Below are 21,093 nucleotides of genomic sequence, written 5' to 3'. Positions count from 1 at the left end.
GACACCGCGGCGTTGACAGCGATTTTTAAGTTAAATCCATTGAGAATCAAAAAGATAAAAACTGGCATGGAAACTGCTTAATAGCCGCTATCTCCATTAAACGGATACCTTCTATGACTATTTGGGAAATCAGCGAAAAAGCAGATTACATCGCGCAGCGTCATCAGCAGCTGCAGGACCAGTGGCACCTTTACTGCAACTCTCTGGTTCAGGGCATAACCCTCTCGAAAGCGCGTCTTCACCACGCGATGAGCTGCGCGGCGCAGGGCGACATGCGCTTCGTTCTGTTCGGCCATTTCACGATCAACGTGACCCTGGCGGATAACTTCAACAGTCACACCATTGAGTACTACCTCGAGACAAAAGACGGCGAAAAACAGTGTATTGCGAAGGCACAGCTGATGGCCGACGGTATGGTGGACGGCCACGTCAGCAACCGCGATCGCCAGCAGGTGCTGGAGCACTATCTGGAAAAAATCGCGCCGGTTTATAACGGCCTGTACGCCGCCGTTGAGCACGATCTTCCGGTCAACCTGAAGCAGCTGATGGATGGAAATGCCTCAGCAAACGTGGCCTGACCCATCCGTGTCGAGAAGTGTCGACAAGACAGTTTTTCGTCAAAAATGACTATCACCAGAGGATAACCCGGTGAACCGTTTTGTAATTGCTGACTCGACGGTCTGTATTGGCTGTCGAACCTGCGAGGCGGCGTGTTCGGAAACGCATCGCCTGCATGGGCTGCAGTCCATGCCGCGCCTGCACGTCATGCGTAATGAAAAAGAGTCTGCCCCGCAGCTCTGCCATCACTGTGAAGATGCCCCGTGCGCGGGTGTCTGCCCCGTAAATGCCATCACCCGCGTGGATGGCGCTGTCCAGCTGAACGAAAGCCTGTGCGTAAGCTGCAAGCTGTGCGGCATTGCCTGCCCGTTCGGCGCGATTGAATTTTCCGGCAGCCGTCCGCTGCACATTCCGGCGAACGCCAACTCGCCAAAAGCCCCGCCCGCGCCCCCGGCTCCGGCACGCGTAAGCACGCTGCTGGACTGGGTGCCCGGCATCCGTGCCGTGGCGGTGAAGTGCGACCTGTGCAGCTTCGATGAACAGGGCCCGGCCTGCGTGCGGACCTGTCCGACGAAAGCGTTGATTCTGGTAAACATTCGCGACATCGCCCGTACCAGCAAGCGCAAGCGCGAGCTGACCATCAACAGTGATTTTGGCGACCTTTCTCTGCTACAGGCGCTTAACGAGGGGGCGAAATGAACGCGGCAATGATGATTACCGGCGCGGTAGCCTGTTTTATTGCCGCAGCTATTCTGGCGCCGATCTTCTCCTTCCATAAAACTCTCAGCGGCGCGATAGCCGGGCTCGGCGGGGCGGTAGCTAGCCTTATGACGCTGGCGGCAGGCGGCGTTGTCCTGCTCGGCGGCCAGTCCGCAGAAACCGTGATGCCGCTGATTCGGCACACCGTTGAGATCACGCCCCTGAACGCCATCTGGCTGGTGACGTTTGGCCTGTGCGGGGTGTTTATCAGCCTGTTCAATATCGAGTGGCATCGCCACCCGCACGCTAAAGCCAACGGCCTGCTGGTGAACCTGCTGATGGCGACGGCGGTCTGCACCGTTATCGCCAGCAATCTCGGCGCGCTGGTGGTGATGGCGGAAATCATGGCGCTGTGCGGCGTGTTCCTGACGGGCTGCAGCGCCTCCGGCAAGCTGTGGTTTGCGCTGGGACGCCTCGGAACGCTGCTGCTGGCGCTGGCCTGCTGGCTGGTGTGGCAGCGCTTCGGCACGCTGGACTTTGCTGCGCTCAACGGGCATCCGCTGGGGAATGACGTCTGGCTGTTGGGCGTGCTCGGCTTTGGCCTGCTCGCCGGCATCATCCCGCTGCACGGCTGGGTGCCGCAGGCGCATGCGAATGCCTCCGCGCCCGCCGCCGCGCTGTTTTCTGTGGTGGTGATGAAGGTTGGTCTGTTTGGGATCCTGGTGATTACGCTGACCGGCGGACAACCGCCGCTGTGGTGGGGCGTGGTGCTGTTGATTGCGGGCATGATCACCGCCTTCGTCGGCGGCCTGTACGCGCTGATGGAGCACAATATCCAGCGTCTTCTGGCGTACCACACGCTGGAGAATATCGGCATCATTCTGCTCGGCATTGGCGCGGGCGTGACCGGGCTGGCGCTGAATCAACCGGCGCTGATTGCGGCCGGTTTTATCGGCGGTCTTTATCACCTAGTCAACCACAGCCTGTTTAAAAGCACCCTGTTCCTCGGGGCGGGCAGCGTCTGGTTCCGCACCGGCCATCGGGATATCGAAAAGCTCGGTGGGATTGGCAAAAAGATGCCGGTGATTTCACTGGCGATGCTGGTCGGGCTGATGGCGATGGCCGCGCTGCCGCCGCTGAACGGCTTTGCCGGGGAGTGGGTGATCTATCAGTCCTTCTTCGCCCTCGGCCAGAGCGATGTCTTTATCGCGCGCCTGCTCGGCCCGCTGCTGGCGGTCGGGCTGGCGATTACCGGGGCGCTGGCGGTGATGTGTATGGCGAAAGTCTACGGCGTGACCTTCCTCGGCGCGCCGCGTACCCGCGAAGCGGAAAACGCCTGCTGCGCACCGCTACTTATGGGCGTAAGCGTGGTCGCGCTGGCGCTGTGCTGTATCGCGGGCGGCGTCGCCGCGCCGTGGCTGCTGCCGCTGCTGGGCATTGCCATTCCGCTGCCGCTGACCGTGGCGAATACCACCGTTTCCCAGCCCACGATCGCGCTGCTGCTGATAGGCGCACCGCTGCTGCCGCTGGTGCTGATGCTGTTCTTCAAACGCGACCGGCTCACCTCCCGCTCGCGCGGTGCGGCGTGGGCCTGCGGCTACGAACACGAACAGTCGATGGTCATCACCGCCCACGGTTTCGCTATGCCGCTAAAAGAGAACTTCGCCGCCGTGCTGAAGCTGCGCCACTGGCTGAATCCGGTGGGCTGGGTACCCGGCTGGCAGAGCGCCGCCGCGCCCGCGCTGTTCCGCCGTCTGGCGATCATCGAGCTGGCGGTGCTGGTGGTCATTGTGATTTCACGAGGAGCCTGACATGAGTCTGTTACTGGCAATTCTTCAGGCGCTGGTGCTGTTCGCCGCCGCGCCGCTGCTGTCGGGCATCACGCGCGTGGCGCGCGCCCGGATGCACAACCGTCGCGGGCCTGGCGTGCTTCAGGAGTATCGCGATCTCTTCAAGCTGTTTTCTCGCCAGAGCGTGGCGCCGGATGCCGCAGGCTGGGTCTTTCGCCTGACGCCGTTCGTGATGGTGGGCGTGATGCTCACCATCGCCACCGCGCTGCCGGTGGTGACGGTGGGATCGCCGCTGCCGGCGCTCGGGGATCTGATTACGCTGATATACCTGTTTGCCATCGCCCGCTTCTTCTTTGCCATTGCGGGCCTCGACACCGGGAGCCCGTTTACCGGCATCGGCGCCAGCCGCGAGGCGATGCTCGGCGTGCTGGTTGAGCCGATCCTGCTGCTGGGGCTGTGGGTCGCCGCGCAGGTTGCGGGCTCAACCCATATCAGCTTTATCACCCACACCGTTTACCACTGGCCGGTGGCCCGCTCCCTTCCGCTGGTTCTGGCGCTGTGCGCCTGCGCGTTCGCCACCTTTATCGAGATGGGCAAGCTGCCGTTCGATCTGGCCGAAGCCGAGCAGGAGCTGCAGGAAGGGCCGCTCACCGAGTACAGCGGCTACGGCTTCGCGGTGCTGAAGTGGGGCATCAGCCTCAAACAGCTGGTGGTGCTGCAGATGTTTGTCGGCGTCTTCTTCCCGTGGGGGCAGATGACGCACTTCTCCGCGGGCGGTCTGCTGCTGGCCGTCGTGGTTGCCGCCCTCAAGCTGCTGGTCGGCGTGCTGGTGATTGCCCTGTTTGAAAACAGCATGGCGCGACTGCGTTTTGTCGAAACGTCACGCATCACCTGGGCCGGTTTTGGTTTTGCATTTTTAGCGTTCGTCTCCTTGCTGGTGGCGTGATTAAAGAGAGTATTTATGTCTGAAGAAAAGAAAGGTCAGCAGTATCTCGCCGCGTTGCATCAGGCTTTCCCCGGCGTGGTGCTGGAGGAGTCCTGGCAAACCAAAGACCAGCTAACCGTCACCATTAAGGTGAACTACCTGCCGGAAGTGGTGGAGTTTCTCTACTACCGGCAGGGCGGCTGGCTGTCGGTGCTGTTCGGCAACGACGAGCGCCAGCTGTGCGGTAATTACGCAGTGTACTACGTAATGTCGATGGAGCAGGGCGAGAAGTGCTGGCTCACCGTGCGCGTCGAGGTTGACCCGAATAAGCCGGAATACCCGTCCGTTACGCCGCGCGTTCCCGCCGCCGTCTGGGGCGAGCGCGAAGTGCGCGACATGTATGGCCTGGTGCCGGTCGGCCTGCCGGACGAGCGCCGTCTGGTGCTGCCGGACGACTGGCCGGACGAACTCTATCCGCTGCGCAAGGACAGCATGGACTACCGCCAGCGTCCGGCCCCGACCACCGACAGCGAAACCTACGAATTCATCAACGAGCTGGGCAGCAAAAAGAACAACGTGGTGCCGATCGGCCCGCTGCACGTCACCTCCGACGAGCCGGGCCACTTCCGCCTGTTCGTCGACGGCGAGAATATCATCGACGCCGACTACCGCCTGTTCTACGTCCACCGCGGCATGGAAAAGCTGGCGGAAACCCGCATGGGCTATAACGAAGTGACGTTTCTTTCTGACCGCGTGTGCGGCATCTGCGGCTTTGCTCACAGCACCGCCTACACCACCTCGGTGGAGAACGGCATGGGGATCGTGGTGCCGGAGCGCGCGCAGATGATCCGCGCCATCCTGCTGGAGGTGGAGCGCCTGCACTCGCACCTGCTGAACCTCGGGCTGGCCTGCCACTTCGTCGGGTTTGACTCCGGGTTTATGCAGTTCTTCCGCGTGCGTGAAGCGTCGATGAAGATGGCGGAGATCCTCACCGGGGCGCGCAAAACCTACGGTCTGAACCTGATCGGCGGGATCCGCCGCGACCTGCTGAAGGATGACATGATCCAGACCCGCCAGCTGGCGCAGCAGATGCGCCGCGACGTGCAGGAGCTGGTGGACATGCTGCTCAGCACGCCCAACATCGAGCAGCGCACCGTCGGCATTGGCCGCCTCGATCCGGAGATAGCCCGCGACTTCAGCAACGTCGGCCCGATGGTGCGCGCCAGCGGGCACGCCCGCGACACGCGTGCCGATCACCCGTTCGTCGGCTACGGCCTGCTGCCGATGACCGTGCACAGCGAGCAGGGCTGCGACGTCATCTCCCGCCTGAAGGTGCGCATCAACGAGGTGTTCACCGCGCTGAATATGATCGACTTTGGTCTGGACAACCTGCCGGGTGGCCCGCTGATGGTGGAGGGCTTCACCTACATTCCAAATCGCTTTGCCCTCGGTTTTGCCGAAGCGCCGCGCGGGGACGATATTCACTGGAGCATGACCGGCGACAACCAGAAGCTCTACCGCTGGCGCTGCCGTGCGGCGACCTACGCCAACTGGCCAACCCTGCGCTATATGCTGCGCGGCAACACGGTTTCCGATGCGCCGCTGATCATCGGCAGCCTCGACCCGTGCTACTCCTGCACCGACCGCATGACCGTCGTGGACGTGCGCAAGAAGAAAAGCCAGGTGGTGCCGTACAAAGAGCTTGAGCGCTACAGCATCGAGCGTAAGAACTCGCCGCTGAAATAAGGATTCGTCATGTTTACCTTTATTAAAAAAGTGATCAAAACCGGCACGCAGACCAGCAGCTATCCGCTGGAGCCGATGCCGGTCGACAAAAACTTTCGCGGCAAGCCGGAGCACAACCCGCAGCAGTGCATAGGCTGCGCGGCCTGCGTCAACGCCTGTCCGTCGAATGCCCTGACGGTGGAAACGGATCTCAAAACCGGCGAGCTGGCCTGGCAGTTTAACCTCGGGCGCTGCATCTTCTGCGGCCGCTGCGAAGAGGTCTGCCCGACGGTCGCCATCCGCCTGTCGCAGGAGTACGAGCTCGCGGTGTGGAAGAAAGAGGATTTCCTGCAGCAGTCGCGCTTTGAGCTGTGCAGCTGCCGCGTCTGCAGACGCCCGTTCGCCGTGCAGAAAGAGATCGACTATGCCATCGCGCTGCTGCAGCACAACGGCGACGCCCGCGCGGAGCATCACCGTGAAAGCTTTGAAACCTGCCCGGAGTGCAAGCGTCAGAAGTGCCTGCTGCCGTCCGACCGCATTGATATCACCCGCCATATGAGAGAGGCCAGCTGATGGAAAACCTACTGGGCCCGCGCGACGCTAACGGCATTCCGCTGCCGATGACGGTGGACGAATCCATCGCCAGCATGAAGGCGTCGCTGCTGAAAAAAATCAAACGTTCGGCCTACGTTTATCGCGTGGACTGCGGGGGCTGCAACGGCTGCGAGATTGAGATCTTCGCCACCCTGTCGCCGCTGTTTGACGCCGAGCGCTTCGGCATCAAAGTGGTGCCGTCCCCGCGTCATGCGGACATCCTGCTGTTCACCGGGGCCGTCACCCGCGCCATGCGCTCGCCCGCGCTGCGCGCCTGGCAGTCCGCGCCGGACCCGAAAATCTGCATCTCGTACGGCGCCTGCGGCAACAGCGGCGGCATCTTCCACGACCTTTACTGCGTCTGGGGCGGCACCGACAAAATCGTGCCGGTGGACGTCTATATCCCGGGCTGCCCGCCGACGCCCGCCGCAACGCTGTACGGCTTTGCCATGGCGCTCGGCCTGCTGGAGCAGAAAATCCACGCCCGCGAGCCGGGCGAGCTGGACAACCAGCCGGCCGCCATTCTGCACCCGGATATGGTGCAGCCGCTGCGCGTGAAGGTCGACCGCACGGCGCGCAGGCTGGCGGGCTATCGCTATGGCCGTCAGATTGCCGACGACTATCTGCGTCTGCTGAGCCAGGGCGAGCATCAGGTGGCGCGCTGGCTGGAGGCGGAAAACGATCCGCGCCTCAAGGAGATTGTGGCGAACCTGAACAGCATCGTCGATGAGGCGCGTATCCGATGAGTGAAACGGTGGTGTTCAGCCAGCTGAGCCGTAAGTTTATTGATGAGAACGATGCCACGCCGGATGCGGCGCAGCAGGTGGTCTATTACAGCCTGGCGATTGGGCATCACCTCGGGGTGATTGACTGCCTGGAGGCGGCGCTGAGCTGCCCGTGGCCGGAATACCTGGCGTGGATCGCCACGCTGGAGGAGGGCAGCACGGCGCGGCGCAAGATGGAGGGCGTGCCGAAGTACGGCGAGATCGTGATCGATGCCAACCACATTGCAATGCTCGCCAACGCCTTTGACGCAGCGCTGAACAGGCAAACCCCCGAGCAGCAGGCGTGGAGCAAAACGCTGCTCGGCATGCTGCATGATATTCATCAGGAGACCGCCATCTACCTGATGGTGAGGAGATTACGTGACTGACGTTTTACTGTGTGTCGGCAACAGCATGATGGGCGACGACGGCGCGGGCCCGCTGCTGGCGGAGATGTGCGCCGCAAACCCGCAGGGCAGCTGGGTGGTGATTGACGGCGGCAGCGCGCCGGAAAACGACGTGGTTGCCATTCGCGAGCTGCGTCCGGACAGGTTGTTAATCGTCGATGCCACCGATATGGGGCTCAACCCCGGCGAGATCCGCCTGATTGACCCGGACGATATCGCCGAGATGTTTATGATGACCACCCACAATATGCCGCTGAACTACCTGGTCGATCAGATTAAAGACGACGTGGGCGAGGTGCTGTTTTTGGGGATTCAGCCGGACATCGTCGGGTTTTATTACCCGATGACGCCGCCGGTGAAGGAGGCGGTGGAAGTGGTTTATTCACGGCTTGCCGGATGGGTTGGGGATGGCGGTTTTGAACCCCTCACCCCGACCCTCTCCCCAGAGGGGAGAGGGTGAAAACCGCACCGAGCAGTACATTAGCCCTTGAATGAAGAGGGTGAAAACCGCACCGAGCAGTACATCAGCCCTTGAATAAAGAGGGTGAAAACCGCACCGAGCAGTACATCAGCCCTTGAATAAAGAGGGTGAAAACCGCACCGAGCAGTACATCAGCCCTTGAATAAAGAGGGGTAAAAACCGCACCGAAACAGTCCCCTCTCCCCTCTGGGGAGAGGGTTAGGGTGAGGGGCTACGCCAGATCCCCCCCGTTACTCGCAATCACCTTCTTATACCACCAGAACGATTTCTTACGTTTCCGCTCCAGCGTGCCGTTCCCCGCGTCGTCGCGGTCAACGTACACAAACCCGTAGCGCTTGCTCATCTCCCCGGTTGAGGCCGAGACAAGGTCAATGCAGCCCCAGGTGGTGTAGCCCATCAGCGGCACGCCGTCCTCAATCGCGTCGCCCATCGCGCGGATGTGCTCGCGCAGATAGCTAATGCGGTAGTCGTCGTTGATCTCGCCGTTTTTATCAACGACATCTTTCGCCCCCAGGCCGTTTTCCACCAGGAACAGCGGCTTCTGGTAGCGGTCGTACATCATGTTCATGGTGATGCGCAGGCCGAGCGGGTCGATGCCCCAGCCCCATTCGCTCACCTGAATGTGCGGGTTGCGCAGAGATTTGACGATGTTCGCCGCATTGGTATTGTTCGCGTTCATGTCCGCCGAGGCGCAGCGCGAGGCGTAATAGCTGAACGAGACAAAATCGACGGTGTTTTTCAGAAGTAGATCATCGCCCGGGTCTTTAACAATCACGACGCCTTTCTCGCGGAACACGCGGGCAGAATAGGCCGGATAGCTGCCGCGCGCCTGCACGTCGATAAAGAACAGGTTCTCGCGGTCTTTCTCCAGCGCCATCCACACGTCTTCCGGCTTGCAGGAGTATGGATAGAAATTTCCGCCCGCCAGCATGCAGCCGACCTGGTTTTCCGGGTTCACCTCGTGAGCGATTTTGGTTGCCAGCGCGCTCGCCACCAGCTCGTGGTGTGCGGCCTGGTATTTCACCTGGTCTTCGTTTTCGCCTTCCTCAAACACCAGCCCCGCGCCGGAGAACGGGCTGTGCAGCATGATGTTGATTTCGTTGAAGGTCAGCCAGTATTTCACCAGCCCGTTAAATTCTTCAAAGCAGGTGCGGGCGTAGCGGGCAAAGAAATCGACCATCTTACGGTTGCGCCACGAGCCGTACTCCGTCACCAGGTGCATCGGCACGTCGAAGTGGCAGAGGGTCACCAGCGGCTCGATATTGTACTTTTTGCACTCCTCGAACACCGCGCGGTAGAAGGCAATGCCCTCTTTGTTCGGCAGCGGCTCGTCGCCGTTCGGATAGAGGCGGCTCCAGGCAATCGAGGTGCGGAACACCGTAAAGCCCATCTCCGCCATCAGGGCGATGTCTTCTTTATAGCGATGGTAAAAATCAATCGCTTCATGGCTCGGGTAAAACTCGTCATCACGCAGCGAAAAACGCTTTTCCTTACCCAGCTTCACCGCCAGGCGATTCGCGCCGTGGGGGATCATATCGACCGTCGTCAGCCCTTTGCCGCCCTCACGGTAAGCGCCTTCACTCTGGTTGGCGGCAAGCGCGCCGCCCCATAAAAATCCTTGTGGAAAAACAGACATTCTTACCTCGCTTTCAATTTATGCTTTTGCTGCGTTGTTCTGTACCGGTGCGGTCTGCAGGGCGCGCGCTTTTTCAGCGTCGTCTTCGACCGGAATATCCTCAAAGCCCAGTATCAGGGTCAGAACAAACGACAGCACCACTGCCAGACCCATTACGCCAAACACCCAGACGATGGTCATCGGGTTCGCCGGATCGAAGAACTGTACGCTGGTAAACAGCCCCGGTGCCGCCATCGAGTGGCTGGCAAGACCTGCGATACCGGCAACCGCGCCGCAGATAAAGCCGCTGATCAGGCTCGCAATCAGCGGGCGTTTCAGACGTATTGCGACGCCGTACAGGGCCGGTTCAGAGATCCCCGCCATGATGGCGGAGGCCGCCGCCGCCAGCGCCGTCTGGCGCAGCTCCGGGTTTTTAGTTTTCCACGCCACCGCCAGCGACGAGCCGCCGAGCGACAGGTTGGCGCCGATTTCCGACGGCATAACCATCCCTTCCTTGCCCGTTTCGGCGATGGTCTGAATGATGGTTGGCGTAAACACGCGGTGCATGCCGGTCATGACCAGCAGCGGCCACAGCGCGCCCATGATGGCCACGGAGAGCCAGCCGAGATAGCCGTGAATGGTGTAGACCAGCGCGGAGATGGCGCTACCAATCCAGATGCCCAGCGGGCCAATCAGCACGATGGCGAGCGGGGCGGCAATCAGCACGATCAGCATCGGCTTGAGGAAGTTTTTGGTCACCGCCGGGGTGATGCGATCCACCCAGCGTTCGATGTACGACAGGCACCAGGTCATTACCAGCGCGGGGATGACGGTGTAGGTGTATTTCACTGCCGTCACCGGAATAAAGGCGAACTCAACGTGCTCGCCCTGCGCGGCTTTCGCCATCAGCTCGATAAAGCTCGGGTGCACCAGCACGCCCGCGATGGCGATCGCCAGCGACATGTTGGTTTTGAATTTCACCGCCGCCGAGGCCGCCACCATCAGAGGCAGGAAGAAGAACGCGCCGTCACCGATGACGGTCAGAATAGTCAGCGTCGGCGCGCCTTTTGGCAGCACGCCGGTCATCTCAAGGATCATCGCCAGCAGCTTGACCATTGAGCCGCCGATGATCGCCGGGATCAGCGGGGACATGGTGCCGATCAGTGCGTCGAGGATCCCCGCGCCAATCCGGCGGAGCGTCAGCTTCTGCGGGCCTTCCTGCACTGCGGGCTGCAGTTCCGTGGGCAGCAGGCTCACCACCTCGCGGTACGCCTGAGAGACGGTATTGCCAATAATGACCTGGCACTGGTTGTCGCTGCGCACCACGCCGAGCACGCCGCTGATGCTTTTCAGGCGCGCGGCGTCGGTGAGGCTTTCATCTTTCAGAACAAAACGCAGACGCGTCATGCAGTGGGTGACGGCGACGATGTTCTCTTTGCCGCCCAGGGCGCTGACAACGTCGTTCGCCAGCGCGGCGTAATTTTTGGCCATCGGATGTAATCCTGTTATCGTTGTGTGAAATGTAGGAAACCGGTTTCACATAATCATCATCAGTTTCTTTGAGTGAAACAAGATCGCTTTTTGACCATTTTTTTATTTCGTGACGCCGATCACCAGCAGGAACCCAAAGCGTGATGTCGCCGCTGCGACAATTTTTCTGCAGTGCAGTACACTGCGCTCCATCAGATTCAGACGGAATAACAACATGACCACGATGCTTGAAGTGGCGAAGCGGGCAGGCGTTTCGAAAGCCACGGTGTCCCGGGTGCTGTCGGGCAATGGCTATGTCAGCCAGGAGACCAAAGACAGGGTATTTCAGGCCATTGAAGTGAGCGGCTATCGCCCAAATTTGCTGGCGCGCAACCTGGCGACCAAACGCACCCAGACACTGGGCCTGGTGGTGACGAACACCTTGTATCATGGCGTCTACTTTAGCGAGCTGCTGTTTCACGCCGCGCGCATGACGGAAGAGAAAGGGCGGCAGCTGATCCTCGCGGACGGCAAGCACAGCGCCGATGAGGAGCGCGAGGCGATCCAGTATCTGCTCGATATGCGCTGCGACGCGGTGATCATCTATCCGCGTTTTCTGAGCGTGGAAGAGATGGATCAGATCGTCGAGAAGTGCGAGCAGCCCATTATGGTGCTCAACCGCCGCCTGCGGAAAAACAGCAGCCACAGCGTGTGGTCCGATCATAAAGCCTCCAGCCAGGACGCGGTGTCACGGCTGATTACGAAAGGGCATCGTGAGATCGCCTTTATCACCGGCTCGCTGGATTCTCCCACCGGGGTTGAGCGTCTCTCCGGCTATAAGGACGCGCTGGCGCAGCACGGTATTCCGCTGCGCGAGGGGCTGATTGCGCAGGGGAAGTGGAACCCCGACAGCGGCGCGGCGGCGGTGTCCGAACTGCTTGCTCGCGGTGAGCGCTTTACGGCGCTTGTAGCGAGCAATGACGATATGGCAATCGGTGCCATGAAGCAGCTGCACGACAGCGGCGTGGCCACGCCGGACGCGGTGTCGGTGATTGGTTTCGACGACGTGGCCATCGCGCCTTACATTGTGCCGTCGCTCTCCAGCGTCCGCATTCCGGTAACGGAGATGATCAAAGAGACCATCAGCCGCCTGATCTTCATGCTCGACGGCGGTGAGTTTAAATATCAGCAAACCTTCTCCGGCGAGCTTGTCCTGCGCGACTCGGTTATTGACGGCCCGCACCGCTGATGTCGACAGCTGTCATCGTCATAAGTGACGATGACAGCAGCGATTTGATTTTTAAAATCAAATAAAATCAATAAGTTAATTATTGGCACGGTTTATGAATATCTCCGCGCATAACTGTAATGCTGGAGAAGCAGATGAACCGTTTTATTATGGCCGATGCCAGTAAGTGTATTGGTTGCCGTACCTGTGAAGTGGCGTGCGTGGTTTCCCATCAGGCGGAGCAGGACTGCGCGTCGCTTACCCCTGACACCTTCCTGCCGCGCATCCACGTCATCAAAGGCGTGAATATTTCTACCGCCGCCATCTGTCGCCAGTGCGAAGACGCACCGTGCGCGAACGTCTGCCCGAACGGGGCGATTAAACGCGAGAAAGGCTTTGTGCACGTGATGCAGGAGCGCTGCATTGGCTGCAAAACCTGCGTGGTCGCCTGCCCGTATGGCGCGATGGAGGTGGTAGTCCGTCCGGTGGTGCGCAAAAGCGGCATGGGGCTGAGCGTGCGCGCGGACAAAGCCGAAGCCAACAAATGTGACCTGTGCTACCACCGCGACGCCGGCCCGGCCTGTATGGAAGCGTGCCCGACGCACGCGCTGGTCTGCGTGGATCGCGACAAGCTTGAGCAGATGAGCGCCGAAAAGCGCCGTCGCGCGGCGTTCGACACCTCGTCATCACTGCTGTTCTGAACCGTATGAGCAGCAACGGCGTTCAGCTGCGGGTGCGCGGCAAAGTGCAGGGCGTCGGGTTTCGTCCCTTCGTCTGGCAGCTGGCGCAGGCGCTTCAGTTGACCGGTGACGTCTGCAATGACGGAGAGGGCGTGCTGGTGCGCCTCGCGGGTAATGGGGGGGCCTTTACCGCGAGGCTGCATCAGGACTGCCCGCCGCTGGCACGCATTGATCGAGTGGAAACGCAGCCGTTTTCCTGGGCGCGCGTGCCGGAGGATTTTACCATCCGCCACAGCGCGGCCGGGACAATGGACACCCAGATTGTCCCCGATGCGGCGACCTGCCCGGCGTGTCTGGCTGAGATGGGCGATCCACGCGAGCGCCGCTATCGCTATCCGTTTATCAACTGTACCCACTGCGGGCCGCGGTTTACCATTATCCGCGCCATGCCCTACGACCGCCCGGCCACGGCAATGGCGCCGTTCCCGCTCTGCGGGCCGTGTGAAGCAGAATACCGCAATCCTGCCGACCGCCGTTTTCACGCCCAGCCGGTAGCCTGCCCGGACTGCGGGCCCGCGCTGGAGTGGCGTGCGGGCGACATGACCGCCGAGCGCGAGGCTGCGCTGCGCGCAGCGGTAGCGATGCTGAAAAGCGGCGGTATTGTCGCGGTCAAAGGACTGGGCGGGTTTCACCTCGTCTGCGATGCGCAAAACCCACAGGCGATAGTGAAATTACGGTCACGCAAGCAGCGCCCGTCGAAGCCGCTGGCGGTGATGATCCCAAATGCGGACGGCGTGCCGGAGGCGATCCAGACGCTGTTACGCTCCTCCGCAGCGCCGATTGTGCTGACCCCAAAAGCCTCGCTTCCCGGGTTTCCCGAAGAGATTGCCCCGGGGCTCGATTGTATTGGCATCATGCTTGCCGCGAATCCGCTGCAGCATCTGCTGATGATGGACTGCCAGCGACCGCTGGTGATGACCTCCGGCAACCTTAGCGGCAGGCCGCCTGCGATGACCAACCGGCAGGCGCTGGATGAGCTCGGCGACATCGCAGACGGCTTCCTGCTGCACAATCGCGAAATCCTGCAGCGGATGGATGATTCAGTGATGGATCGCGACGGCGCGATGCTTCGCCGCGCGCGCGGTTTTGTGCCTGATGCCATCACGCTGCCTGCCGGGTTCGACAATATCCCCGCCATGCTGTGCACCGGGGCGGATATGAAAAACACCTTCTGCCTGGTGCGTGGGAATCAGGCGGTGCTGAGCCAGCATTTTGGCGATCTCGGTGACGAGGGTGTCGAAGCGCAGTGGCGTTCCGCGCTGTCGGTGATGCAGGACATTTACGCCTTCCAGCCGGAGCGCGTGGTGTGCGACGCCCATCCGGGGTACCGCGCGCGCCAGTGGGCGCAGGCGCAGGGGCTGCCCGTTGAAACCGTGCTGCATCATCACGCCCATGCGGCGGCGTGCCTGGCGGAGAACGGCTGGCCGCTCGACGGCAGAGACGCAATTGCCCTGACGCTGGACGGGATCGGCATGGGTGAAAACGGCGCGCTGTGGGGGGGGGAGTGCCTGCGGGTGAACTATCTTGAGTGCGAGCGTCTGGGTGGCCTGCCGGCCGTTGCGCTGCCGGGCGGCGATCTGGCGGCGCGGCAGCCGTGGCGTAATTTACTCGCCCACTGCCTGGCGTTTGTCTCTGACTGGCAGCAGCACCCGGAAACCCACGCGGTACGGCGCCAGAACTGGCCGCTGCTGGCGACGGCGATCCGGCGCGGCATCAACGCGCCGCAGGCCTCGTCCTGTGGTCGCCTGTTCGATGCCGTCGCCTGCGCGCTGGGTATAGAAACCCAATCCTGGGAAGGTGAAGCCGCCTGCAGGCTGGAAGCGCTGGCGGCACAGTGCAACGGCGTCGAACACCCGGTTACGCTGTCGGTGGAAGACTTCGCGCTTTTCTGGCAGCAGTGGCTGAGCTGGCAGGCTGAGCCCTGCGAGCGCGCGTGGGCGTTTCACGATGCGCTGGCTAAAGGGCTGGCGCATCTCGCCGCGCTCCATGCCCGACGCTTGTCGCTGTCGACAATCTGTCTCTGCGGCGGCGTGCTGCACAACCGTCTGCTGCGCGCGCGCCTGCGTCATTATCTTTCTGACTTTACGCTTCTTTTTCCTTCGCGCCTGCCCGCAGGTGACGGAGCGATCTCCTTCGGGCAGGCGGCGATCGCCGCCGCCCGGTCATGTTCACAAAGGACTTAAAATGTTACGACTCTTACGCAATGAACCTCGCGCCGCGCTTCTGCTGCTGGCTCTGGTAATGGCAAACCTGCTGGCCTGGGGATGGGCATGGCACGCTTTTAACGGCAGCACGGCTCTGATGGCCGCGAGCCTGCTGGCGTGGTGCTACGGGCTGCGTCACGCGGTGGACGCTGACCACATCGCGGCCATTGATACCGTGACGCGTAAGATGATGCAGCAGGGCAAACGTCCGTCCGGCGTGGGGGCGTGGTTCTCGCTGGGGCACTCCACCATCGTGGTGCTGGCCTCCATTACTATCGCCGCTACCGCGACGGCGTTTCAGAAGAACATGGAATGGTTCCACGAAACCGGCAGCCTGATTGGTACAGCCGTTTCCGCCACTTTCCTGCTGGCGATGGCGCTGGTAAACATGGTGATCCTGCGCGGCGTCTGGCGCAGTTTTCAGGCGCTGAAACACGGCAGGCCCGTGCAGGGCGACATCACGCTGCCTGCCCAGGGCGGGGTGATGAACTGGCTGTTTGGCAAGACCTTCCGCCTCGTCAATAAAAGCTGGCAGATGTACCTGGTGGGATTCCTGTTTGGTCTCGGCTTTGACACGGCCACCGAGATCGGCGTGCTGGGGATCTCTGCCGCCAGCGCGTCCAGCGGGATGTCGGTGTGGTCAATCATGATCTTCCCTGCACTCTTCGCCAGCGGCATGGCGCTGGTGGATACCCTCGATAACCTGCTGATGGTCGGCGCCTACGGCTGGGCGTTTAACAAGCCGCAGCGCAAGCTCTACTACAACATGACCATCACCGGTACCTCCGTGGTGGTGGCGCTGTTTATCGGCGGGCTGGAAGCGCTGGGTCTGCTGATGGATAAATTTGCCCTCAGCGGCGGCGTCTGGGATCTGATTGGCGCGGTGAACGACAACCTGGGCAACGCCGGGTTTGTGGTGGTCGGGCTGTTCGTTGCCTGCTGGCTGATCTCCATGGTCAACTACCGCTGGCGCGGCTACGACGCGCTGGTGTTGCGTTCCTGATCCGGCGGCAGCCAGGCACGGGTAAAATCAAGCCAGCCGCTGGCGGTCAGCACAATGTCCTGCACGTTTTCCAGGGTGTTAAGACGATAGCGGTAGTGGAACAGCGGCGTGCAGGCGCCGCTTTCCAGCAGGCGTTGAAAGAAGGCGGGCAGGTGTTTTCGCAGGCTCTCTTCGCTTTCGCAGTACGCCATCAGGGTCTGCTTCGCTTTTTGCCAGGCGGTCTGCCCCAGCGCTGTGGCCCACGCGGGCTCTTCGGTAAACCACTCTGCCAGCGCGAATTCCGCCGCTTCGCCCGCCAGATAATCCCCCAGTAAAATATCCCCCTGCGCCAGCGCGTCGGGGGCGTGCCACGCCTCGCGGTCCTTCCGCTGGATGTTAACGTCACAGCCGCGCTTTTTCAGGCGCGTTTGCAGCATGCTGGCCAGATCGCACAGCCCCGGCGTGTCGTAACAGATCAGAGAAAGGCTCGCGGGGAGCGCCACGTCGGAGGCATCCGCAAATGCGGGCGTTTTGATGCCGGGCAGAATTTCGGTGCGGGTATCGACATCCTCGCGACAAAGGTACTGCTGGTTAAGATGCTGAATTTCCTGACGCAGCCAGGCGGCCAGCGGGTGTGCCAGGCCGCCATTCAGCATCAGCCAGGCAAACCCGCCGCTGGTTGTTGTGACGGACTTACGGGCATTTTCGCCTTTCCCCACGGTGATCCACGCCGATTTTTCCGCCTCGCTGCGGGTTCGCCAGAACTCAATCGCATGCAGCAGCGGGTGCGCCGCAAAGTACCAGGGCTGACGCTCAAGTCTCAGGAAGTGCGAGTGGTGATGGGCGATAACAAATGGGCCCGCGCCGATAGTCGGCTGCTGTGGATGCGGCAGCCGACAGGCGTGATGCGCGAGACGATGCGCCAGCATGGCATCGGGCGCGATCAGCACAATCTCCAGACACCAGGGGGCGACAAGCGACACCATTTGAACGTGCGCAAACCCCGCGCTGCGCGCCGGATCGGCCAGCATCTGCCGCATCGCGCTGAGAACATCTTCATCGCTGATGGCCTGCCCGTTATGCCAGTGCGCGCCGCTGCGCAGGTAAAAGCGCCAGCGACGTTTGTCGTCACGGGTATCCCAGTGATGGGCTAAATCCGCTACCGGCTGATTGTGGCCGGGCGCGTAGCGCGTCAGCCCTGCGTGAACCGCACAGATAATATGCTGTTCGGCGCGGCGGCGCTGAAGGGCAGGATGCAGCGAGGTCAGCGGGCGATACCACGGAATGCGCAGCGTTGGCTGATGCTTAAGCCATTTGCCGCCTAAAAACGGGGTGATGATGTGGTGCAGGCTGGCCGGATCGCCGTCGGCCAGCTGCAGCGCGCTCTGGTAATCTCCTTTTTCCAGACAGGCGTGCATAAGCGGCGCGCTCAGCTCGCTGGTTGTGGCCAGGCAGTGCAGGGTGGCACGGTGTCCGCGCCCCGGCTGCGCGTCCCAGCTTAGCCAGCCGCTTTGCGCGAGCTGGCGCAGCAGGGTGCGCGCATGACGTTCGCTGCACAGCGCAATTTCCGCGACTTCAGAGAGGGTCGTGGACGCAGGCGATGCGCCGTAGTGCTGATAAAGCCGTTGATACTGACGGATTTTCTGAAGCTGGCGCATAGCGGCATACCGGTAAAAAGAGGGATGCTGAGAGTGTAGGGCTTTTTGCGGAATAAATAAGGCCGGGATGGATAAAGTGTTCCGGTTTTTTTGCCCGGCGGCGCTACGCGGGCCTGCGGGCTTTGTTGGCTGGGGAAGCGTAGCGCCACCTGGCAATTACCGCTCATGTTCACTGAACGGCATCATCAGCTCACGCAGACGCTCAATGCGCGCCTCAGGGCTCAAATAAAGCCAGCGAAATAATATATGTTCAGCATGCTTTGCTTTTTTAAAATAGCGAGAAAGATAATTGAGTTCTTTATGAAAAGTCGTCATGATTTGTCTCCGGCTGATTAATACCTTTTCAGACTAAGCCGGATGCAAATAATAAAACAGGGTGATGTTTTTAAGCTGTTCCGCATTTAAGTATTAATGGAAATAATAAATAAGGAATTAATGGCGATGATATATCTTCTTTGCATTTTTTTGATGAATAGAATGCGTAAAAAAAAGCGCCGGAATATTGGGGCGGTGAATAATAAAATCCAAAGGTTAAGTCAGCGCAGATTTGTTGTTGGCCGGGTAAACGAAGCGTCACCCGGCAAAACGAGGGTTAAGCAGGCAACAGTTTCAGCAGAGCGAAAGCCTCCTTCATCCGGTCTTCACTAACAACAAAAGCGCGAATCTGACCCTCGTTATCTGCGCCGCGCGCGACCATTCCCTGCGGTTCGAGGGTAATTTGCCAGTTCAAATCATGACGCTGCATTTCACCGGCAAGATGCAGCGGTAATTCCGGCGTTTTGACTTTAATCAGCATGGCGGGTAATTTTATCGGCGCGCTGTCGCCGAGCAGGTTTTTCGCCAGATACATCGCACTTAATTGAATTGGCTGTAAAAAGGGCAGCACCTGACCGTTAATTTCAGCGCAGTCACCTAACGCGTATATATCGGGCTGGGTGGTTTGTAGAAAGCTATTAACCTTCACGCCACGTCCTGTTTCGGCGCCTGCGCGATGCGCCAGCGCGGTTTCCGGGCGCAGGCCCGTTGCCGCGATAACCGCATCCACCTCAACGCTGCGGCTGCGGTCGAGCGTGGCACGAATGCCGCCTTCGGTTTTGCTCAGACTCAGTAGCTGCGATTTGAGCAGCAGATGCACCCCCATGTCGGTCAAACGATGCTGTAAGCGACTGCTTACTTCTGCGGGCATCAGCGACGACAGGATGCTCGCCGCATGGTCGACCAGTGTCACGGATTTACCCGCCCGGCAGAAATCCATCGCCAGCTCGGTACCTATCAGCCCGCCGCCGACAATCATTACCCGTTGCGCGTCGCAAAGCGCCGTTTCGCTGGCCTGATACTCCTGCTGGCTGTTGAGGGTGATCATCAGCTCGCGACCCTCAACCGGCGGCACAAACGCAGAGGCTCCCGTCGCCAGCACCAGCCTGTCGTACTGCCAGGTTTTATCTTTCGCTATCACCACGTGGGCGCTGGCGTCGATATCGGTGACCCAGGTGTACGGAAACAGACGCAGGTTAAATTGTTCTGCGAACTCCCCCGCCGTCTGGCGGGTGAGGTCTTCGGCGCGCTGATTCTGGCTAATGACGTGGCTTAAATCAGGCTTGTTGTACTCATCCATGCTGTCGGCGGCAATCACCGTCAGCGGTACGCTGGCATCCTGCTTGCGGATGTTTTTCACCAGCTGGCGGGCGGCGAAGCCCGATCCGATGATGACGATACCGTTGCTCATTTTGCCTCCGTACCCAGTTCGTCAAAAACGTCTTTTCCGAGGGAGCATTCCGGGCAGAGGAAGTTATCCGGTACGTCGCGCCACGGCGTGCCCGGGGCAATATCCTGCAGCGGCTCGCCCAGTTCAGGGTCATAAATCCACTGACATACGCTGCACTGCATGCGCGGTCCGGGATTGGCGGCTACCGCGGCTGCACAGGCGCATGTTTCCTGCTCTTCGGTTGGTTTTGCCGCCACTTCCGGCAAAGGTGCGAGCGCCCACTGACGGGCGATGTCGCGACCGTGCTGGCGGCAGATCTCCAGGGCGTCGATATCCGGCCGCCATTTCGCCTTCAGGCTCAGGGACATTTCAAAACCGGCATCCTGTAAACGGGTGGAAAGGCGGTCGACCGCGCCGCCGCTCCAGCCGTGGGAGCCAAAGGCGCTGGCGCGCTTGTTGCGGAAACGCAGGCCGGTCATCTCTTCGACCAGACCGGCAATTTTCGGCATCATCACGTTATTCATGGTGGAGGTGCCCACCAGCACGCCCTTAGAGCGGAACACGTTGGTCAATACCTCGTTCTTATCGCTACGCGCCACGTTGAAGATTTTCACCGCCACGTTGGGATCCACTTCGTTGATGCCCTGGGCAATGGCGTCCGCCATCATGCGGGTATTGTTGGACATGGTGTCGTAGAAGATCGTGATGCGGTCTTCCTGATAATCCGCCGCCCACTTCAGATACAGCTCGACGATCTGGGTAGGATTTTCACGCCACACCACGCCGTGAGAGGTGGCAATCATATCCACCGGCAGATTGAAGCCGAGGATTTCGGTAATTTTGGGCGTCACCAGGCGGCTGAACGGAGTCAGGATGTTGGCGTAGTACCGCTGGCACTGTTCGAACAGTTCGGTCTGATCCACTTCGTCATTAAACAGGCGTTCGTCGCAGTAGTGCTGGCCGAAGGCGTCGTTGCTGAACAGCACCGCGTCGCCGGTCATGTAGGTCATCATGCTGTCCGGCCAGTGCAGCATTGGGGTTTCCACGAAGATCAGCTGTTTGCCGTTACCGATATCCAGCGCGTCGCCGGTTTTCACGGTGTGGAAGTTCCACTCCGGATGGTGGTGGTGGCCGTTGATGGAGTCAATGGCGTTAGTGGTGCAGTAGATAGGGGTATCCGGAATGTGGGACATCAGCTCGGTCAGCGCCCCGGCGTGATCCTCTTCCGCGTGGTTGATGATGATGTAGTCGATGGCGTTCAGATCGATTTCACCGCGCAGGTTCTGCACGAACTCGCGGCTAAATTTGTGATCGACGGTATCGATCAGCACGTTTTTTCCTTCGCGGATGAGATAGCTGTTGTAGCTGCTGCCGCGCAGCGTTTTATATTCCGTCCCGTGGAAATCGCGCACTTCCCAGTCACGTTGCCCCACCCAATGAATGTTATTTTTAACCAGAATAGACATAGCAAACCTCAGCGTAATATCGCGTTTTTCAAATAAGATGGTTTGCTTATATCAAGCCGCGTGCCAACTTTTAATTTGTTGA

The 21,093-nt window shown here is 60.4% G+C and carries 19 protein-coding genes; 13 read left to right on the top strand and 6 right to left on the bottom strand.

Features of this window, described 5'->3' with window-relative positions:
- Positions 1–113: 113 nt before the first annotated feature.
- From hycA to hycI, 9 genes are all read left to right on the top strand, one after another.
- Entirely contained in the window at positions 114–578 is a 465-nt protein-coding gene (gene hycA, locus V1587_RS19875) for a formate hydrogenlyase regulator HycA (RefSeq protein WP_032653166.1), read from the top strand.
- A gap of 70 nt (positions 579–648) precedes the next feature.
- Positions 649–1,257, top strand: coding sequence for a 4Fe-4S dicluster domain-containing protein (locus V1587_RS19870; protein ID WP_023308971.1), 609 nt, complete (start codon positions 649–651; stop codon positions 1,255–1,257).
- Complete coding sequence (hycC, locus tag V1587_RS19865; RefSeq protein ID WP_371897937.1) at positions 1,254–3,068, top strand: formate hydrogenlyase subunit 3; 1,815 nt, start codon at positions 1,254–1,256, stop codon at positions 3,066–3,068. Before V1587_RS19870 ends, hycC begins: the two co-directional genes overlap by 4 nt.
- Before the next feature lies 1 nt (position 3,069).
- A complete protein-coding gene (locus tag V1587_RS19860) occupies positions 3,070–3,993 on the top strand; it encodes a respiratory chain complex I subunit 1 family protein (RefSeq protein WP_395314465.1) in 924 nt (307 codons plus the stop codon).
- Between the two features lie 15 nt (positions 3,994–4,008).
- Positions 4,009–5,718, top strand: a complete 1,710-nt coding sequence (gene hycE / locus V1587_RS19855) for a formate hydrogenlyase subunit HycE (RefSeq protein WP_371897939.1) — start codon at positions 4,009–4,011, stop codon at positions 5,716–5,718.
- A gap of 9 nt (positions 5,719–5,727) precedes the next feature.
- Positions 5,728–6,270: a formate hydrogenlyase complex iron-sulfur subunit gene (locus tag V1587_RS19850; RefSeq protein ID WP_262770575.1), complete on the top strand. Its 543-nt coding sequence runs from the start codon at positions 5,728–5,730 to the stop codon at positions 6,268–6,270.
- Positions 6,270–7,037, top strand: a complete 768-nt coding sequence (locus V1587_RS19845; RefSeq protein ID WP_371897940.1) for an NADH-quinone oxidoreductase subunit B family protein — start codon at positions 6,270–6,272, stop codon at positions 7,035–7,037. The genes V1587_RS19850 and V1587_RS19845 overlap by 1 nt, the downstream gene beginning before the upstream one ends.
- On the top strand, positions 7,034–7,444 hold the full coding sequence (locus tag V1587_RS19840) for a formate hydrogenlyase maturation HycH family protein (protein WP_371897941.1): 411 nt from the start codon (positions 7,034–7,036) through the stop codon (positions 7,442–7,444). The genes V1587_RS19845 and V1587_RS19840 overlap by 4 nt, the downstream gene beginning before the upstream one ends.
- Entirely contained in the window at positions 7,437–7,922 is a 486-nt protein-coding gene (gene hycI / locus V1587_RS19835) for a hydrogenase maturation peptidase HycI (protein ID WP_371897942.1), read from the top strand. Before V1587_RS19840 ends, hycI begins: the two co-directional genes overlap by 8 nt.
- Before the next feature lie 232 nt (positions 7,923–8,154).
- Here hycI and V1587_RS19830 read toward each other — a convergent pair whose 3' ends face one another.
- Both V1587_RS19830 and ascF read right to left on the bottom strand, forming a co-directional pair.
- Entirely contained in the window at positions 8,155–9,579 is a 1,425-nt protein-coding gene (locus V1587_RS19830; RefSeq protein ID WP_371897943.1) for a 6-phospho-beta-glucosidase, read from the bottom strand.
- An 18-nt stretch (positions 9,580–9,597) separates the two neighbouring features.
- Complete coding sequence (ascF, locus tag V1587_RS19825) at positions 9,598–11,049, bottom strand: PTS cellobiose/arbutin/salicin transporter subunit IIBC (protein WP_371897944.1); 1,452 nt, start codon at positions 11,047–11,049, stop codon at positions 9,598–9,600.
- Between the two features lie 214 nt (positions 11,050–11,263).
- Between ascF and V1587_RS19820 the strand changes: the two genes are divergently transcribed.
- The 4 genes from V1587_RS19820 (at position 11,264) to V1587_RS19805 (ending at position 16,203) form a co-directional block, all read left to right on the top strand.
- On the top strand, positions 11,264–12,277 hold the full coding sequence (locus tag V1587_RS19820) for a LacI family DNA-binding transcriptional regulator (protein ID WP_395314464.1): 1,014 nt from the start codon (positions 11,264–11,266) through the stop codon (positions 12,275–12,277).
- A 134-nt stretch (positions 12,278–12,411) separates the two neighbouring features.
- Positions 12,412–12,957 carry an electron transport protein HydN gene (gene hydN, locus V1587_RS19815; RefSeq protein WP_371897946.1) on the top strand — a complete coding sequence of 182 codons (546 nt, stop codon included), beginning with the start codon at positions 12,412–12,414 and terminating at the stop codon, positions 12,955–12,957.
- A 5-nt stretch (positions 12,958–12,962) separates the two neighbouring features.
- Positions 12,963–15,179: a carbamoyltransferase HypF gene (gene hypF / locus V1587_RS19810; RefSeq protein WP_371897947.1), complete on the top strand. Its 2,217-nt coding sequence runs from the start codon at positions 12,963–12,965 to the stop codon at positions 15,177–15,179.
- A gap of 1 nt (position 15,180) precedes the next feature.
- Positions 15,181–16,203 (top strand): HoxN/HupN/NixA family nickel/cobalt transporter, encoded by a 1,023-nt coding sequence (locus V1587_RS19805; protein ID WP_395314463.1) that lies wholly within the window; start codon positions 15,181–15,183, stop codon positions 16,201–16,203.
- Here V1587_RS19805 and V1587_RS19800 read toward each other — a convergent pair.
- From V1587_RS19800 to norV, 4 genes are all read right to left on the bottom strand, one after another.
- Complete coding sequence (locus tag V1587_RS19800) at positions 16,176–17,840, bottom strand: SgrR family transcriptional regulator (protein ID WP_371897949.1); 1,665 nt, start codon at positions 17,838–17,840, stop codon at positions 16,176–16,178. The genes V1587_RS19805 and V1587_RS19800 overlap by 28 nt on opposite strands.
- A gap of 156 nt (positions 17,841–17,996) precedes the next feature.
- A complete protein-coding gene (locus V1587_RS19795; protein ID WP_371897950.1) occupies positions 17,997–18,155 on the bottom strand; it encodes a hypothetical protein in 159 nt (52 codons plus the stop codon).
- A 277-nt stretch (positions 18,156–18,432) separates the two neighbouring features.
- Positions 18,433–19,566 carry an NADH:flavorubredoxin reductase NorW gene (gene norW / locus V1587_RS19790; protein ID WP_371897951.1) on the bottom strand — a complete coding sequence of 378 codons (1,134 nt, stop codon included), beginning with the start codon at positions 19,564–19,566 and terminating at the stop codon, positions 18,433–18,435.
- The gene (gene norV / locus V1587_RS19785; protein ID WP_371897952.1) at positions 19,563–21,011 is read right to left on the bottom strand and encodes an anaerobic nitric oxide reductase flavorubredoxin; all 1,449 of its coding nucleotides are present in this window, start codon (positions 21,009–21,011) and stop codon (positions 19,563–19,565) included. The genes norW and norV overlap by 4 nt, the downstream gene beginning before the upstream one ends.
- Between the last annotated feature and the right edge of the window lie 82 nt (positions 21,012–21,093).

This window comes from Enterobacter sp. ECC-249, assembly GCF_043965265.1.
GTDB lineage: Bacteria > Pseudomonadota > Gammaproteobacteria > Enterobacterales > Enterobacteriaceae > Enterobacter > Enterobacter quasiroggenkampii.
The sequence above is the reverse complement of the archived record's forward strand: the minus strand, read 5'-3'. Positions and strand labels throughout refer to the sequence as shown.